The organism is Salmonella sp. SAL04162 (assembly GCF_046551535.1).
Classification (GTDB): Bacteria; Pseudomonadota; Gammaproteobacteria; order Enterobacterales; family Enterobacteriaceae; genus Salmonella; species Salmonella enterica.
Window position 1 is genome coordinate 261,404 of sequence record NZ_JBGDVX010000005.1, and the last position, 15,896, is coordinate 277,299.

Consider the following 15,896-nt stretch of genomic DNA (forward strand, 5'->3'; position numbering starts at 1 on the left):
CTCCCGTCCACATTGCCAACAATGAAACATTTGTCACGATGTTGGTTCATGTGTAATGAATAAAAAATGTTGATGATTTACAGTGTAAAAATCGAGACGGGGTGCACTCTATTGTGGTTAACCACATACCCGGCTTGTTGTTGATCTAAAACAACATAATTGACAGGGATATTGGGGTGAGAGGTAAAACCGTAAGGCGCCTGGCGGTGTTGGCGGCAGTAGGGCTACTTTGTCATGGCGCGTGGGCAGGGACGTGGAATATCGGTATTTTGGCCATGCGCGGCGAGGCGTCTACGCGTAGCCACTGGCAACCGTTGGCAAAGACATTAAGCCAACAGCTTCCAGGCGAAACCTTTCACATCCAGCCGCTGGATCTGCATCAAATGCAGGAGGCCGTTAACCAGGGAACCGTGCAGTTTGTGATAACCAACCCGGCGCAATTTGTCCAACTGAACAGCCATGCGCCGCTGCGCTGGTTAGCTTCCCTGCGCTCCACGCGCGATGGGAAAGCGGTGAGTAATGTTATTGGCAGCGTGATTTTGACCCGGCGCGATAACGGCATCACCACGGCGCATGCTCTCATCGGTAAGACAGTCGGCGCGATTGATGCTCAGGCATTTGGCGGCTATTTATTAGGCTATAAAGCGCTCAGCGACGCGGGCTTACGCCCGGAGCGCGACTTTCATCTCCGTTTTACCGGATTCCCTGGCGATGCCTTAGTCTATATGCTGCGCGAAAAAGCGGTGCAGGCGGCAATTGTGCCAGTGTGCCTGTTAGAAAATATGGATCAGGAAGGCTTGATTAATAAAAAGGACTTTATCGCGCTGCTTTCCCGACCGACGCCCCTACCTTGCTTAACCAGTACGCCGTTATATCCTGACTGGTCGTTCGCGGCGCTACCTGCGGTAAGCGATGCGTTGGCGGATCGCGTAACGCGAGCGCTATTCAACGCGCCCGCCGCCGCGCCATTTCACTGGGGCGCGCCTGCGTCCACCAGTCAGGTGGAAGCGTTGCTGCGCGATGTTCGTCAGCACCCTCAGCAGCGTCGACTGTGGCTGGATGTCAAAAGTTGGTTAATCCAGCATCAGCTAATGGTTGGCGGCGTGATTCTGGCGTTCCTGTTGCTCACGCTCAATTATATTTGGGTCATGCTGCTGGTGCGTCGACGTGGAAAGCAACTGGAACGTAATAGCGTAGTCCTTCATCAGCATGAGCGGGCGCTGGAAACCGCCCGGCAAATGAGCGTGTTGGGTGAAATGACCTCCGGGTTTGCCCATGAGCTTAATCAGCCGCTTTCCGCGATTCGACATTATGCCCAGGGGTGCCTGATTCGACTGCGCGTTGCAGATGAACAGCATCCCTTGCTGCCGGCGCTGGAGCAGATTGACCAGCAGGCGCAACGCGGTGCGGATACTCTGCGTAACCTGCGTCACTGGGTCAGCCAGGCGCAGGGCAACCCGGTGCTAACCGAAGCGTGGAAGGCCATAGCCATTCGCGAGGCGATTGATCATGTCTGGCAATTGTTGCGTATGGCGCAACAATTTCCGACAGTGACTCTGCATACCGAGGTTAGCGCTGCGCTGCGCGTAACGCTGCCGTCAGTGCTGCTGGAACAGGTGCTGGCGAATATCATTCTTAATGCGGCTCAGGCGGGCGCCACCCATTTATGGGTCGTTGCTGAACGCACTGAAAACGGCATCAGTATTGTTTTACAGGATAACGCCGGGGGAATCGATGAGGCACTATTACGTCAGGCGTTTCAGCCGTTTATGACCACCCGTAAAGAGGGGATGGGCTTAGGGCTGGCGATTTGCCAGCGGCTGGTGCGGTATGGGCGGGGCGATATCAGCATCAGGAACCAGACCGCGCCGGATGGTCTGTCGGGAACGGTGGTCACGATACATTTCTTACATGAACATGGGGGCAGGGATGGCGACAATTCATCTACTGGATGATGATACGGCGGTCACTAACGCGTGCGCGTTTTTACTGGAAAGTCTGGGATATGACGTAAAATGCTGGACGCAGGGGGCGGATTTTTTGGCGCAGGCCAGTCTGTATCAGGCCGGGGTCGTATTACTGGATATGCGAATGCCGGTACTGGATGGGCAGGGCGTTCATGATGCGTTGCGCCAGTGCGGAAGTACCCTGGCGGTTGTTTTTCTTACCGGGCATGGCGATGTACCGATGGCCGTGGAGCAGATGAAACGCGGCGCCGTCGATTTTCTGCAAAAACCGGTATCGGTAAAACCGCTACAGGCGGCGCTGGAGCGTGCGCTGACGGTTTCATCGGCAGCGGTGGCGCGCCGTGAGATTATACTGTGTTACCAGCAGTTGACGCCGAAAGAGCGTGAGCTGGCCAGCCTGGTGGCAAAAGGATTTATGAACCGTGAAATTGCGGAAGCGATGAATATCGCGGTGCGTACCGTAGAGGTGCACCGCGCCAGAGTCATGGAAAAAATGCAGGCCGGTAGCCTGGCGGAACTGATTAGGCGTTTCGAAAAAATGGCCTCGCCAGAGACCAGAATACGAACAACGTATGAGCCATGAATAATAAACCATGTTATTTCTTTGATTTGCATCAAATTTTGTTTAATAGAGAAGACTGTTATATTCTGTTGGTTTGATCTGGCGACGAGTAAAACGTATGACAAAACCGACAAAAGATGACGAGCTGTACCGTGAGATGTGCCGGGTGGTGGGCAAGGTCGTGCTGGAAATGCGCGATCTGGGGCAGGAGCCTAAATATATTGTTATTGCGGGCGTGCTAAGAACCGCGCTGGCGAATCAACGCATCCAACGTAGCGCGTTAGAAAAACAGGCTATGGAAACCGTGATTAACGCTCTGGCGCGGTCATAGCCGCTATCAGGGTGGAAACAGTCTGTTGGCAATAACGAAATCGCCTTTGAATTGTCGCTATTGTCACCATGGCGGGCAGGTTGCCCGCCGTTAGCGATGCGCAGGGTTATCAGTTGATGGCTAAGCGCAGCCCTAATGTATCAGGGTACGGCTCAAAATAATTCTGGCTGCGTAGATAGTCATCCGGATGTTCCGCCAGATAGTGCTTCAGCAGCGTTAACGGTGCCAGGATAGGTAGTCGGCCCGCCCGGTAGCCGAGAATCACCTCGCGTAATTCCGCGCGTTGCCTGCTGTTCAACGCACGGTGAAAATAGCCCTGGATATGCATCAGCACATTGGTGTGATTTTTACGTGAAGCGGGATGGCGCAGGATAGCCATCAGTTTTTCTCTGTATCGGACAAAGAAGGCATCCAGATCGTCCCACTCATGCAGACGCGCGACGAAAGGGCCAATTTCGCGGTAGCCGGCCTGGTGGTGGGCGAGAAGCTGAAGTTTGTATCGGCTATGAAACGCGAGCAAACTATGACGACTCAAGCCCTGCGCGCGTAGCGCATTTAATTCATGTAGCGCGAAGATACGTGCGATGAAATTCTCGCGTAGTACCGGATCGTGCAGGCGACCATCTTCCTCTATCGGCAGCCAGGGATATTTGTCCATCATCGCGGCGGTAAACAGCCCCGTGCCAGCTTTGCGGCCCCTGTTACCCTTTTCATCATACAGGCGAACGCGCTCCATTCCGCAACTGGGCGATTTTGCACACACAATAAACCCCGCCAGTTCGCCTATTGTTGGCAGAAACCGATCGGTAAAGGCATTCATTCGCTCGGTAACGTCATCGTGCGGGGCATGGCTATAACGCATCCGAATGTCGCCACAGGTCGTCTGGATAAGACGCAGCGCAGGGCGAGGCACGGGCAGGCCGATCGCCACCTCCGGGCAGATCGGTTTGTAGTCCACCCACGGTGCCAGAGAGTTCATGACAAAATCCATACGCTTATGTCCGCCATCAAAGCGTACCGCGGCGCCAGTCAGACATCCGCTAATGCCGACTACGGGTTTGTTATTCATGATTGCCCCTTATTGAAAGTACGACGACTGACGCCAATGGCGTAAAATGTTATCTCACGCTGATTTAAAACTTACACAACTTTGTTTTTTTGTCTAAGTTTTCGCGGGAATTTTTTTGACGTAGTTAAATATCAATAAGATAGAATGAGGGGAAGAAATCTATTTCAGCGCTTATAGTGTGATAACCTCCAGCGAAGCGACCACGTTGCGCCACTGGGCAAGCTGTTTTTTCTGCCCGGTAGTGAGCTTTCCGGTGGTCACCAGGAACCATTTTCTCTGGGCGAACAGCTCGGGCGCCAGCATGGCTGGTGGAGAGGGAAGCACATTGAGCCGCAGCTCTTGTCCGGTACGAGTCAACGCTTCCAGCCAGATTTCACAGTGATCCGAGAGATGCCATCCGCTAATAAAGGCATTGTTGCCAGGCGCTTTTCTGTCGCCTTCAAGGCAAAAAGAGGTGTAGGCAATAATGATGCCATCCAGTATTTCGCGCAGCGTCATCACGGCGGGAAGATGCGCGGACACTTTGCTGCGCAACGGACGCAATAAATGGGTCACCAGTTCTGCGCGAGGATATTCCCGGCCACAGTCATAAATCAACTGCCGCAGCGCGTCAATTCGCCCTTCGTGGAGATGTTGAAGCATCGTCTCCTGAATCGTTATCCAGTTATCGCCCAGGCGAATGACCGGACGCGATAGTAAGGGTTTGACCTGGCTTATCGGTACGCCTTTTCTCACCCAGTCGAGGATGCTAAGCGCTTGTCGAATATCGTCATCGCTGTATAAGCGATGCCCGCCATCAGTACGCTGCGGTTTCAATAAACCATAGCGTCGCTGCCATGCCCTTAGCGTGGCGGCATTGATACCGCATAGTCTGGCAAATTCGCCGATAGAATACGACATGGTAAAGCCCGTTAAATAAGGGGATTCTACTATATCATGATTAAATGAAGACTAAGGTAGTGATAAATGGTGCGGCATACCAGGGCATCCGTATGGATTTTGTCGATGATGAGCAATACTGCGTGGCGTAAGGCTCATCAAAATATGACCAATGCTTAATACCATCGGATGCCCCTGGTTAATACTCTATTAACCTCATTCTTCGGGCGCAGTTAAGTAACTCTGTCACTTTATGAACCTGTAGCTTTCTCATCATATTCATCCGATGTGTTTCGACGGTTTTTATACTGATATGTAGCTTTTCGCTGATCCCATGATTGGTATACCCCTCGTCAATAAGTTTAAGAACCTGACGCTCGCGCAAAGTAAGCAGTTGATGATTGGTCGTGTCAGCGTTTAATTCAGCCAGGATAGCTTCCCGATTCAACGTCGGGTCAATGTAACGCTTGTTTACTGCTACTGTTTGCAATGCCGCTAACAGAACTTGCTGACTACTGCTTTTTAAAACATAGCCATTAGCACCTGCGGCTAAAGTTTTAATGGTCATATACTCTTGTTGGTATGCTGTGTAAACCAGAATATTCATTGCTGGCCAACGCTGATGTAATTGGGGAATGATATCCAGGCCATTGATGCCAGGTAAGCTAAGATCAAGGATAAGTATGTCAGGCTCGTATGCGCAACAGGCATTATAAACTTCAAGACCATTTTTAACATGTTCTACAATTTTAAAATGAGGCCAGGGTAGTAAGGCATTCATAATGCCGTTAATGATGATTTCATGATCGTCTACTAATAAGATCTTATATTCTTTCATTTTGCTGCCCTCGCGAAAATTAAGATAATATTAAGTAATGGTGTAGTTTTTGAAGATTATACGTATTTTCTGGCGTAAGTCGGTTAGTTCCTCCAGCGCGATGATTTTCCCCATTTTTACGCGATTCTCAATGTCTATGACATAGCATACCAATTCAGTCTGCCCTATTTGACCTAAACAGCCTTTTAATGTGTGAATTAACTGATCGATTTTTTTTCCAGCCGATACGGCATTTTCAATATCAGCCAGCAAGAGGTCCAGTGATTGGAAAATCTTGCTATTAATGACCATATCATCTGTCGCCAGTAGCGCTGAGCAGCGACTCGGATCCTGCTCCTGTAGCTCTATATTTCGCAAAAGTTGATATTCTGCGGCAATACTGATATAGCGAGCTAAGGTAGCCAACGTCACTGGTTTGGTAATGTAATGATGAATCCCATTTTTTTTACAACGATGAATATCTTCTGTCGCTACGCTAGCGGATAGCGCCACAAACATGCAGTCAGGATCTAAATTATTCGGCTCATCGTGCCATAATTGTACACATTCAATACCATCTATTTCTGGCATTCTAATGTCAATCAGTACTAAATCGAATCGCTGCTGTTGTGATAAAGTCAGAGCCTCGTTACTACTGGCGGCAATAGTGACGTGTTGGCCCAGGCTGACAAGCATTTTGCCGATGATATCCCGATTAATATCGGCATCATCAACCAAAAGAATCTGCAACTGCCAGGGTGGTAACAAATTATTTATTACTGGTATATTTGGTGTACACAATATTAACTGTTGCGCCAGGTCGTAAAGTTTTCCGGGGAAATACAAAAGCTCTGCGTTGAGAAGCGCATTTTGCTGGTGGGGTGGCTCGCCGCGTATTCCCCAGCAAGCCAGTTGGCGATGCAGGCAGAACGGCGCTGACAGTGTCCCTTTAATTGGTTGAGGCGGCTGGTATTCTTGTAAGGGTAATACTAGCGAGACACAGGTTCCAACCCCGGGGACACTTTTTAGTGTCAGATTACCGCCCATCATTTTAGCCAGGCTTGACGCAATAGTCAGTCCAATTCCTGTACCTTGCGAATTTGTGTCTGCTTGATAAAAAGCAGTAAAGATTTGAGACTGCTGCTGTATTTCAATCCCTTTACCGCTATCGCTAACCAGAAATATTAATTGTTCCTCATGACGCTTGACCGTCAGACGTATCCCTCCGGTTTCGGTAAATTTTACCGCGTTCCCGAGTAAATTAACCAAAATTTGCCGTAAACGGATACTGTCGGTATGAAAATAGAGAGGGACATGTTGACCGACAAAAGTACGTAATGACAGTTTTTTGCTTTGCGCCGGCCCCTGGATGGTTTGCATTGCCTGGTCCAGTAACGGCAGTAACGCTGTTTCTTCCATATGTAATGTGAAATGACCAGACTCGATGCGTGAAAAATCCAGCAGATTATTAATAATAGCTAACAAAGACAGTGTACAATTCCTGGCGGTATCAGCTAATCCTTGCTGCTCTATGTTTAAAGGGGTGGTTTGTAATAATTCAATCGCACCGAGTACGCCATTCATCGGAGTACGTAACTCATGACTTATTACCGTAAGATGAATGCTTTTACGTTTGTTAGCTTGCTCAGCGCGTTTTTTTGCTTCATTTAGCGCCTGGGTGCGCTCTGCGACTTTGTTTTCCAGATTGTCGTATTGGACTTGTAGAGTATCAAGCAGTTGGTTAAAAGCACCGGCAATACTATCTAATTCATCCAGTCGTTGTGCTGGTAAACGTGTGCTCAGCGGTGCAGTTGCGGTTTTATTAATGACATCGACAAAACGCCATAACGGTTTGGCCAGTGAGCGATGTAGCAACCAACAAAAAGCCGACGTCATCAACACCAATGCTGTTAATGTAAAGGGGATTTGTTGAAGGATAATTTTTAAGATGCGATTATGTAGATTACCGTATGGGTACAGCGTAACCAGACTCCATCCGGGGCCATGCAAGGTTGTGCGTAATATCAGAAATCCGGGAATTTGCTGCCATCCATCATGCAGCGTTACATTTTCTAACTGTGTACGTATTTTTTGCGGGATGTATGAAAACGGCAATAAGTGGTTGTTTTGATCCAGCCATACTCGAATACTATCATCTAATGGCAGGTGGCTCTTAGTAATGAGATCAGGAAGTTTAACCGTCACCCCAAAAAATACGCCTTGCTGATCGGCAACCGCAACGGAAGCGTGCCATCCTTTGCCGTTTATGTATTCTGGTTCACTCCAGTAAAACCCGGCATGGGTTGGGTATAAAGGAAAGCTTTTTCGCGTTAAAGGCTGTAGAGTTGAATAATCTGAAGGGTTATCAGTAGATAATAACGAAATCTCATTTTTATGGTTAAGAATAAAACTATCGCGACGAAAGCTTTTTTCATCGATATCAGAGGACTGCAGAAAGATACGGTGCTTCTCTCCGTTTAGCGTCGGCGTGCAATTTGAAGGACCGACAGAAAGATGCCGGCTCACCTCAGGGAAAATATCGTTATGATGAATCTCAGTCGCTAATGAGCATTGATACATTAAGTTTTTAGCGTCACGCTCAGCCTCTTCAAATCGTTGATTGCTTAGTACAATATTCATCTCGGATAGAACAGATAAGTCCTCTATTATATGCTGCCGTTTCTGAACCATTGATATATAAGCTGCAATAAGCACAGATAGCAGCCAAATAATTATTATTGTTAATAAAAATAAAAAAGTTAGCCTGATTACTAAAGATGTTTGCAGCGTATTCTTGAGATTGAGCAAATTCATAATGCTTTCCTTCAGTTGCCTGTTGCAAAATCTTTGGCACTTGATCACTATCGCAGTACATATAGTTTCATCAGAAGATTAATCGATGGTGTTATCATTAGGAAGGTAAATTTCTTCATATATAACCCAGTCGATGACTACAATTACTTTTTAATAAAGCGGCGATGTAAAAACATCGTAACAGTTTATTTAATAAATAATTTTTCAAATTGTAATTTTTTATGTCAATACTGAAAGTGTAATTGTGAATTTATCGGAAAATCCGAATGATAGAATCGCCTGTCACAAGGTGTATGTAGACAGCATCTTGATATTGTACAAGAAGAGTATAGTCGAAATAAATGTGAATCAGGCTTTTTACGGATGTGGTTGTGAGCGAATTTGATAGAAACTCTCATTTATGTCTGAGGAGGGATTCATGCTGGCAGTTTTAAAAGGCATTCCATTAATTCAGGATATCAAGGCCGAAGGTAATAGCCGATCCTGGATAATGACTATTGATGGGCATCCTGCCAGAGGAGAAATTTTCTCAGAAGCATTTTCTATTTCTTTGTTCTTAAATGACCTGGAAAGCTTACCTAAGCCTTGTCTTGCCTATGTGACACTACTGCTTGCAGCACACCCGGATGTCCATGATTATGCTATACAGCTCACAGCGGATGGAGGATGGTTAAACGGTTATTATACCACAAGTAGTAGCTCTGAGCTTATTGCTATTGAGATAGAAAAACACCTGGCTTTAACTTGCATTTTAAAAAATGTAATACGCAATCACCATAAACTTTATTCGGGTGGGGTATAAAATGGTAGTAAATAAACGTTTAATTTTAATTTTACTATTTATACTCAATACGGCAAAGAGTGATGAGTTATCATGGAAAGGTAATGACTTCACCCTTTATGCCAGACAAATGCCATTAGCAGAGGTTTTACATCTGCTCTCAGAGAACTATGATACGGCTATTACTATTAGCCCGTTGATAACAGCTACATTTAGTGGAAAAATTCCGCCTGGACCACCGGTCGATATTTTGAATAACCTGGCAGCACAATATGATTTGCTTACCTGGTTTGATGGTAGCATGTTATATGTATATCCTGCATCGTTATTAAAACATCAGGTTATCACTTTCAATATTTTATCTACTGGGCGGTTCATTCATTACTTACGCAGCCAGAATATCCTTTCATCACCGGGATGCGAGGTTAAAGAAATTACCGGTACCAGAGCTGTGGAGGTGAGCGGTGTTCCCAGTTGCCTGACCCGTATTAGTCAATTAGCTTCAGTGCTGGATAATGCGTTAATCAAACGAAAAGACAGTGCGGTGAGTGTAAGTATATATACGCTTAAGTATGCCACTGCGATGGATACCCAATACCAATATCGCGATCAGTCCGTCGTGGTTCCTGGGGTCGTGAGTGTATTGCGTGAGATGAGTAAAACCAGCGTCCCGGCGTCATCGACGAACAATGGTTCACCCGCTACACAGGCATTGCCCATGTTTGCTGCCGACCCACGCCAGAATGCAGTGATCGTTCGTGATTATGCGGCCAATATGGCCGGGTATCGGAAACTCATCACAGAATTAGATCAACGCCAGCAGATGATAGAGATTTCGGTGAAAATTATCGATGTTAATGCTGGCGATATTAACCAGTTAGGCATCGACTGGGGAACGGCAGTGTCGCTGGGTGGCAAGAAAATTGCGTTCAATACAGGTTTGAATGACGGTGGAGCTAGCGGTTTTTCAACGGTAATCAGCGATACCTCAAACTTTATGGTGCGTTTGAATGCCCTGGAAAAAAGCTCTCAGGCTTATGTACTTTCCCAGCCATCTGTGGTGACTTTAAATAATATCCAGGCTGTGCTGGATAAGAATATTACTTTCTATACCAAACTGCAGGGAGAAAAAGTGGCTAAACTTGAATCCATCACTACGGGTTCTTTGTTGCGCGTTACACCTCGCTTGTTAAATGACAATGGCACGCAAAAAATAATGCTTAATCTTAATATTCAGGATGGACAACAAAGTGATACGCAAAGCGAAACAGACCCGCTGCCCGAAGTGCAAAATTCTGAAATTGCTTCGCAAGCCACATTATTGGCCGGGCAAAGTCTATTGCTGGGAGGATTTAAACAAGGTAAACAAATCCACTCGCAAAACAAAATCCCTTTATTGGGAGATATTCCTGTCGTAGGTCATTTGTTTCGCAATGATACGACTCAAGTGCATAGTGTAATCAGGCTTTTTTTGATTAAAGCCTCAGTAGTAAATAATGGCATATCTCATGGTTAATCCAAAGAGTTCATGGAAAATACGTTTTTTAGGTCACGTTTTACAAGGCCGGGAAGTATGGCTGAATGAAGGTAACCTGTCACTGGGGGAGAAAGGATGCGATATTTGTATTCCGCTTACTATAAATGAAAAAATTATTCTGAGAGAACAGGCAGATAGTTTATTTGTTGATGCCGGGAAAGCCAGAGTTAAAGTTAACGGCCGCAGATTTAATCCAAATAAGCCGCTACCATCCAGTGGGGTTTTGCAGGTTGCGGGAGTGGCTATCGCGTTTGGTAAACAGGATTGTGAACTTGCTGATTATCAAATACCCGTTTCCAGATCAGGGTACTGGTGGTTGGCTGGCGTATTCTTGATTTTCATCGGTGGAATGGGGGTCCTGTTAAGTATTGGCGGTCAGCCTGAAACGGTAAATGACTTACCTTTGCGGGTTAAGTTTTTATTAGACAAAAGCAATATTCATTATGTGCGGGCGCAATGGAAAGAAGATGGCAGCCTGCAGTTGTCCGGTTATTGCTCGTCAAGCGAACAGATGCAAAAGGTGAGAGCGACTCTCGAATCATGGGGGGTCATGTATCGGGATGGTGTAATCTGTGATGACTTATTGGTACGAGAAGTGCAGGATGTTTTGATAAAAATGGGTTACCCGCATGCTGAAGTATCCAGTGAAGGGCCGGGAAGCGTGTTAATTCATGATGATATACAAATGGATCAGCAATGGCGTAAGGTTCAACCATTACTTGCAGATATTCCCGGGTTATTGCACTGGCAGATTAGTCATTCTCATCAGTCTCAGGGGGATGATATTATTTCTGCGATAATAGAGAACGGTTTAGTGGGGCTTGTCAATGTTACGCCAATGCGGCGCTCTTTTGTTATCAGTGGTGTACTGGATGAATCTCATCAACGCATTTTGCAAGAAACGTTAGCAGCATTAAAGAAAAAGGACCCCGCTCTTTCTTTAATTTATCAGGATATTGCGCCTTCTCATGATGAAAGCAAGTATCTGCCTGCGCCAGTGGCTGGCTTTGTACAGAGTCGCCATGGTAATTACTTATTACTGACGAATAAAGAGCGTTTACGTGTAGGGGCATTGTTACCCAATGGGGGAGAAATTGTCCATCTGAGTGCCGATGTGGTAACGATTAAACATAATGATACTTTGATTAACTATCCATTAGATTTTAAGTGAGTGGAAAATGACAACTCTGACCCGGTTAGAAGATTTGCTGCTTCATTCGCGTGAAGAGGCCAAAGGCATAATTTTACAATTAAGGGCTGCCCGGAAACAGTTAGAAGAGAACAACGGTAAGTTACAGGATCCGCAGCAATATCAGCAAAACACCTTATTGCTTGAAGCGATCGAGCAGGCCGAAAATATCATCAACATTATTTATTATCGTTACCATAACAGCGCACTTGTAGTGAGTGAGCAAGAGTAAAGTAAAAATATCTTAGAGCCTATCCCACCAGGCGTTATTGGCGCAGCCAGCCTGGACACGGACAGCGCGCAAAAACCGCAGCGTACACGTAGCACGTGAGGTTTGACTCGCTACGCTCGCCCTTCGGGCCGCCGCTAGCGGCGTTCAAAACGCTAACGCGTTTTGGCGAGCACTGCCCAGGACCAAAATGGCAAGTAAAATAGCCCTAATGGGATAGGCTCTTAGTTAGCACGTTAATTATCTATCGTGTATATGGAGGGGAATGATGATAAAGAAAAAGGCTGCGTTTAGTGAATATCGTGATTTAGAGCAAAGTTACATGCAGCTAAATCACTGTCTTAAAAAATTTCACCAAATCCGGGCTAAGGTGAGTCAACAGCTTGCTGAAAGGGCAGAGAGCCCCAAAAAAAGCAGAGAGACAGAGAGTATTCTTCATAACCTATTTCCACAAGGCGTTGCCGGGGTTAACCAGGAGGCCGAGAAGGATTTAAAGAAAATAGTAAGTTTGTTTAAACAACTTGAAGTACGACTGAAACAACTTAATGCTCAAGCCCCGGTGGAGATACCGTCAGGAAAAACAAAAAGGTAAAGCATAATGTCTTCAGGAAACATCTTATGGGGAAGTCAAAACCCTATTGTGTTTAAAAATAGTTTCGGCGTTAGCAACACTGATACCGGGGGGCAGGATGACTTATCCCAGCAAAATCCGTTTGCCGAAGGGTATGGTGTTTTGCTTATTCTCCTTATGGTTATTCAGGCTATTGCAAACGATAAATTTATTGAAGTCCAGAAGAACGCTGAACGTGCCAGAAATACCCAGGAAAAGTCAAATGAGATGGATGAGGTGATTGCTAAAGCAGCCAAAGGGGATGCTAAAACCAAAGAGGAGGTACCTGAGGATGTAATTAAATACATGCGTGATAATGGTATTCTCATCGATGGTCTGACCATTGATGAATATATGGCTAAATATGGCGATCATGGGAAGCTGGATAAAGGTGGTCTACAGGCGGTCAAAGCGGCTTTGGATAATGACGCCAACCGGAATACCGATCTTATGAGTCAGGGGCAGATAACAATTCAAAAAATGTCTCAGGAGCTTAACGCTGTCCTTACCCAACTGACAGGGCTTATCAGTAAGTGGGGGGAAATTTCCAGTATGATAGCGCAGAAAACGTACTCATGAAAAAAGACCCGACCCTACAACAGGCACATGACACGATGCGGTTTTTCCGGCGTGGCGGCTCGCTGCGTATGTTGTTGGATGACGATGTTACACAGCCGCTTAATACACTGTATCGCTATGCCATGCAGCTTATGGATGTAAAAGAGTTCGCCGGCGCAGCGCGACTTTTTCAATTGCTGACGATATATGATGCCTGGTCATTTGACTACTGGTTTCGGTTAGGGGAATGCTGCCAGGCTCAAAAACATTGGGGGGAAGCGATATACGCCTATGGACGCGCGGCACAAATTAAGATTGATGCGCCGCAGGCGCCATGGGCCGCAGCGGAATGCTATCTCGCGTGTGATAACGTCTGTTATGCAATAAAAGCGCTAAAGGCCGCGGTGCGTATTTGCGGCGAGGTCAGTGAACATCAAATTCTCCGACAGCGTGCAGAAAAGATGTTACAGCAACTTTCTGACAGGAGCTAAAAATGAATCGAATTCACAGTAATAGCGACAGCGCCGCAGGAGTAACCGCCTTAACACATCATCACTTAAGCAATGTCAGTTGCGTTTCCTCGGGTTCGCTGGGAAAGCGCCAGCATCGTGTGAATTCTACTTTTGGCGATGGCAACGCCGCGTGCCTGTTATCAGGGAAAATTAGTCTTCAGGAGGCAAGCAATGCGTTGAAGCAACTGCTTGATGCCGTACCCGGAAATCATAAGCGTCCATCATTGCCTGACTTTTTGCAGACCAATCCCGCGGTTTTATCAATGTTGATGACGACATTAATACTCAGCGTTTTTGGTAATAACGCTCAATCGTTATGCCAACAGCTTGAGCGGGCAACTGAGGTGCAAAATGCATTACGTGATAAGCAGGTAAAGGAGTATCAGGAGCAGATCCAGAAAGCGATAGAGCAGGAGGATAAAGCGCGTAAAGCGGGCATTTTTGGCGCTATTTTTGACTGGATTACCGGCATATTTGAAACTGTGATTGGCGCCTTAAAAGTTGTGGAGGGTTTTCTGTCCGGTAATCCCGCAGAAATGGCTAGCGGCGTAGCTTATATAGCCGCAGGTTGTGCAGGAATGGTTAAAGCCGGAGCCGAAACGGCAATGATGTGCGGTGCTGACCACGATACCTGTCAGGCAATTATTGACGTGACAAGTAAGATTCAATTTGGTTGTGAAGCCGTCGCGCTGGCACTGGATGTTTTCCAGATTGGCCGTGCTTTTATGGCGACGAGAGGTTTATCTGGCGCAGCTGCAAAAGTGCTTGACTCCGGTTTTGGCGAGGAAGTGGTTGAGCGTATGGTAGGTGCAGGGGAAGCAGAAATAGAGGAGTTGGCTGAAAAGTTTGGCGAAGAAGTGAGCGAAAGTTTTTCCAAACAATTTGAGCCGCTTGAACGTGAAATGGCTATGGCGAATGAGATGGCAGAGGAGGCTGCCGAGTTTTCTCGTAACGTAGAAAATAATATGACGCGAAGCGCGGGAAAAAGCTTTACGAAAGAGGGGGTGAAAGCCATGGCAAAAGAAGCGGCAAAAGAAGCCCTGGAAAAATGTGTGCAAGAAGGTGGAAAGTTCCTGTTAAAAAAATTCCGTAATAAAGTTCTCTTCAATATGTTCAAAAAAATCCTGTATGCCTTACTGAGGGATTGTTCATTTAAAGGCTTACAGGCTATCAGATGTGCAACCGAGGGCGCCAGTCAGATGAATACTGGCATGGTTAACACAGAAAAAGCGAAGATCGAAAAGAAAATAGAGCAATTAATAACTCAGCAACGGTTTCTGGATTTCATAATGCAACAAACAGAAAACCAGAAAAAGATAGAACAAAAACGCTTAGAGGAGCTTTATAAGGGGAGCGGTGCCGCGCTTAGAGATGTATTAGATACCATTGATCACTATAGTAGCGTTCAGGCGAGAATAGCTGGCTATCGCGCTTAATCTGAGGATAAAAATATGGAAGCGAGTAACGTAGCACTGGTATTACCAGCGCCTTCCTTGTTAACACCTTCTTCCACTCCATCTCCCTCCGGGGAGGGAATGGGTACTGAATCAATGCTTCTGTTATTTGATGATATCTGGATGAAGCTAATGGAGCTTGCCAAAAAGCTGCGCGATATCATGCGCAGCTATAACGTAGAAAAACAACGGCTGGCCTGGGAACTGCAAGTCAATGTTTTACAGACGCAAATGAAAACAATTGATGAAGCGTTTAGAGCATCAATGATTACTGCGGGTGGCGCAATGTTGTCGGGTGTACTGACGATAGGATTAGGGGCCGTAGGCGGGGAAACCGGTCTTATAGCGGGTCAAGCCGTAGGCCACACAGCTGGGGGCGTCATGGGCCTGGGGGCTGGTGTAGCGCAACGTCAAAGTGATCAAGATAAAGCGATTGCCGACCTGCAACAAAATGGGGCCCAATCTTATAATAAATCCCTGACGGAAATTATGGAGAAAGCAACTGAAATTATGCAGCAAATCATCGGCGTGGGGTCGTCACTGGTCACGGTTCTTGCTGAAATACTCCGGGCATTAACGAGGTAAAC

16 protein-coding genes are annotated in these 15,896 nt (G+C 46.5%); 12 read left to right on the forward strand and 4 right to left on the reverse strand.

All coding sequences use genetic code 11. The annotated features are described in order from the left end of the window. Window positions 1-176 precede the first annotated feature (176 nt). From ttrS to fumD, 3 genes are all read left to right on the forward strand, one after another. On the forward strand, window positions 177-1,955 hold the full coding sequence (gene ttrS / locus ACLJRH_RS12440; protein WP_023136724.1) for a tetrathionate respiration histidine kinase TtrS: 1,779 nt from the start codon (window positions 177-179) through the stop codon (window positions 1,953-1,955). Beyond that, window positions 1,930-2,550: a tetrathionate respiration response regulator TtrR gene (gene ttrR, locus ACLJRH_RS12445; RefSeq protein ID WP_000190927.1), complete on the forward strand. Its 621-nt coding sequence runs from the start codon at window positions 1,930-1,932 to the stop codon at window positions 2,548-2,550. The genes ttrS and ttrR overlap by 26 nt, the downstream gene beginning before the upstream one ends. A gap of 97 nt (window positions 2,551-2,647) precedes the next feature. Next, window positions 2,648-2,860: a fumarate hydratase FumD gene (fumD, locus tag ACLJRH_RS12450; RefSeq protein ID WP_000165779.1), complete on the forward strand. Its 213-nt coding sequence runs from the start codon at window positions 2,648-2,650 to the stop codon at window positions 2,858-2,860. Window positions 2,861-2,969: 109 nt separating this feature from the next. Here fumD and mlrB read toward each other — a convergent pair whose 3' ends face one another. From mlrB to ACLJRH_RS12470, 4 genes are all read right to left on the reverse strand, one after another. Beyond that, window positions 2,970-3,929, reverse strand: coding sequence for a transcriptional regulator MlrB (gene mlrB / locus ACLJRH_RS12455; RefSeq protein WP_001060725.1), 960 nt, complete (start codon window positions 3,927-3,929; stop codon window positions 2,970-2,972). 171 nt (window positions 3,930-4,100) lie between these two features. Then, the gene (locus tag ACLJRH_RS12460) at window positions 4,101-4,829 is read right to left on the reverse strand and encodes a MerR family transcriptional regulator (RefSeq protein ID WP_000122319.1); all 729 of its coding nucleotides are present in this window, start codon (window positions 4,827-4,829) and stop codon (window positions 4,101-4,103) included. A 178-nt stretch (window positions 4,830-5,007) separates the two neighbouring features. After that, a complete protein-coding gene (locus tag ACLJRH_RS12465) occupies window positions 5,008-5,646 on the reverse strand; it encodes a two component system response regulator (RefSeq protein ID WP_000666335.1) in 639 nt (212 codons plus the stop codon). Window positions 5,647-5,676: 30 nt separating this feature from the next. Beyond that, window positions 5,677-8,439 carry a two component system sensor kinase gene (locus tag ACLJRH_RS12470; RefSeq protein ID WP_001050750.1) on the reverse strand — a complete coding sequence of 921 codons (2,763 nt, stop codon included), beginning with the start codon at window positions 8,437-8,439 and terminating at the stop codon, window positions 5,677-5,679. A 400-nt stretch (window positions 8,440-8,839) separates the two neighbouring features. Between ACLJRH_RS12470 and spiC the strand changes: the two genes are divergently transcribed. From spiC to sseD, 9 genes are all read left to right on the forward strand, one after another. Next, the gene (gene spiC / locus ACLJRH_RS12475) at window positions 8,840-9,241 is read left to right on the forward strand and encodes an SPI-2 type III secretion system protein SpiC (protein WP_001562740.1); all 402 of its coding nucleotides are present in this window, start codon (window positions 8,840-8,842) and stop codon (window positions 9,239-9,241) included. Between the two features lies 1 nt (window position 9,242). Next, complete coding sequence (gene spiA, locus ACLJRH_RS12480) at window positions 9,243-10,736, forward strand: SPI-2 type III secretion system protein SpiA (RefSeq protein ID WP_000261286.1); 1,494 nt, start codon at window positions 9,243-9,245, stop codon at window positions 10,734-10,736. Continuing rightward, entirely contained in the window at window positions 10,717-11,928 is a 1,212-nt protein-coding gene (gene ssaD / locus ACLJRH_RS12485; protein ID WP_000323795.1) for a SctD family type III secretion system inner membrane ring subunit SsaD, read from the forward strand. Before spiA ends, ssaD begins: the two co-directional genes overlap by 20 nt. A 7-nt stretch (window positions 11,929-11,935) precedes the next feature. Next, entirely contained in the window at window positions 11,936-12,178 is a 243-nt protein-coding gene (ssaE, locus tag ACLJRH_RS12490; RefSeq protein WP_000210202.1) for a YscE family type III secretion system co-chaperone SsaE, read from the forward strand. 262 nt (window positions 12,179-12,440) lie between these two features. Further along, window positions 12,441-12,767: an SPI-2 type III secretion system chaperone SseA gene (gene sseA, locus ACLJRH_RS12495; protein WP_000972855.1), complete on the forward strand. Its 327-nt coding sequence runs from the start codon at window positions 12,441-12,443 to the stop codon at window positions 12,765-12,767. A gap of 6 nt (window positions 12,768-12,773) precedes the next feature. Then, window positions 12,774-13,364, forward strand: a complete 591-nt coding sequence (gene sseB, locus ACLJRH_RS12500) for an SPI-2 type III secretion system translocon protein SseB (RefSeq protein WP_023136725.1) — start codon at window positions 12,774-12,776, stop codon at window positions 13,362-13,364. After that, window positions 13,361-13,834, forward strand: a complete 474-nt coding sequence (gene sscA / locus ACLJRH_RS12505; RefSeq protein ID WP_023136726.1) for a SycD/LcrH family type III secretion system chaperone SscA — start codon at window positions 13,361-13,363, stop codon at window positions 13,832-13,834. The genes sseB and sscA overlap by 4 nt, the downstream gene beginning before the upstream one ends. A 2-nt stretch (window positions 13,835-13,836) precedes the next feature. Continuing rightward, window positions 13,837-15,291 (forward strand): SPI-2 type III secretion system translocon protein SseC, encoded by a 1,455-nt coding sequence (sseC, locus tag ACLJRH_RS12510; RefSeq protein WP_001079746.1) that lies wholly within the window; start codon window positions 13,837-13,839, stop codon window positions 15,289-15,291. A gap of 15 nt (window positions 15,292-15,306) precedes the next feature. Then, entirely contained in the window at window positions 15,307-15,894 is a 588-nt protein-coding gene (sseD, locus tag ACLJRH_RS12515; RefSeq protein WP_000388323.1) for an SPI-2 type III secretion system translocon protein SseD, read from the forward strand. Window positions 15,895-15,896: the final 2 nt, after the last annotated feature.

Bases quoted from the DNA above. Each gene is read 5' to 3' on its own strand.
- ttrR (WP_000190927.1), top strand. From the start codon at position 1,930: ATGGCGACAATTCATCTACTGGATGATGATACGGCGGTCACTAACGCG.
- fumD (WP_000165779.1), top strand. From the start codon at position 2,648: ATGACAAAACCGACAAAAGATGACGAGCTGTACCGTGAGATGTGCCGG.
- mlrB (WP_001060725.1), bottom strand. From the start codon at position 3,929: ATGAATAACAAACCCGTAGTCGGCATTAGCGGATGTCTGACTGGCGCC.
- ACLJRH_RS12460 (WP_000122319.1), bottom strand. From the start codon at position 4,829: ATGTCGTATTCTATCGGCGAATTTGCCAGACTATGCGGTATCAATGCC.
- ACLJRH_RS12465 (WP_000666335.1), bottom strand. From the start codon at position 5,646: ATGAAAGAATATAAGATCTTATTAGTAGACGATCATGAAATCATCATT.
- ACLJRH_RS12470 (WP_001050750.1), bottom strand. From the start codon at position 8,439: ATGAATTTGCTCAATCTCAAGAATACGCTGCAAACATCTTTAGTAATC.
- spiC (WP_001562740.1), top strand. From the start codon at position 8,840: ATGTCTGAGGAGGGATTCATGCTGGCAGTTTTAAAAGGCATTCCATTA.
- spiA (WP_000261286.1), top strand. From the start codon at position 9,243: ATGGTAGTAAATAAACGTTTAATTTTAATTTTACTATTTATACTCAAT.
- ssaD (WP_000323795.1), top strand. From the start codon at position 10,717: ATGGCATATCTCATGGTTAATCCAAAGAGTTCATGGAAAATACGTTTT.
- ssaE (WP_000210202.1), top strand. From the start codon at position 11,936: ATGACAACTCTGACCCGGTTAGAAGATTTGCTGCTTCATTCGCGTGAA.
- sseA (WP_000972855.1), top strand. From the start codon at position 12,441: ATGATGATAAAGAAAAAGGCTGCGTTTAGTGAATATCGTGATTTAGAG.
- sseB (WP_023136725.1), top strand. From the start codon at position 12,774: ATGTCTTCAGGAAACATCTTATGGGGAAGTCAAAACCCTATTGTGTTT.
- sscA (WP_023136726.1), top strand. From the start codon at position 13,361: ATGAAAAAAGACCCGACCCTACAACAGGCACATGACACGATGCGGTTT.
- sseC (WP_001079746.1), top strand. From the start codon at position 13,837: ATGAATCGAATTCACAGTAATAGCGACAGCGCCGCAGGAGTAACCGCC.
- sseD (WP_000388323.1), top strand. From the start codon at position 15,307: ATGGAAGCGAGTAACGTAGCACTGGTATTACCAGCGCCTTCCTTGTTA.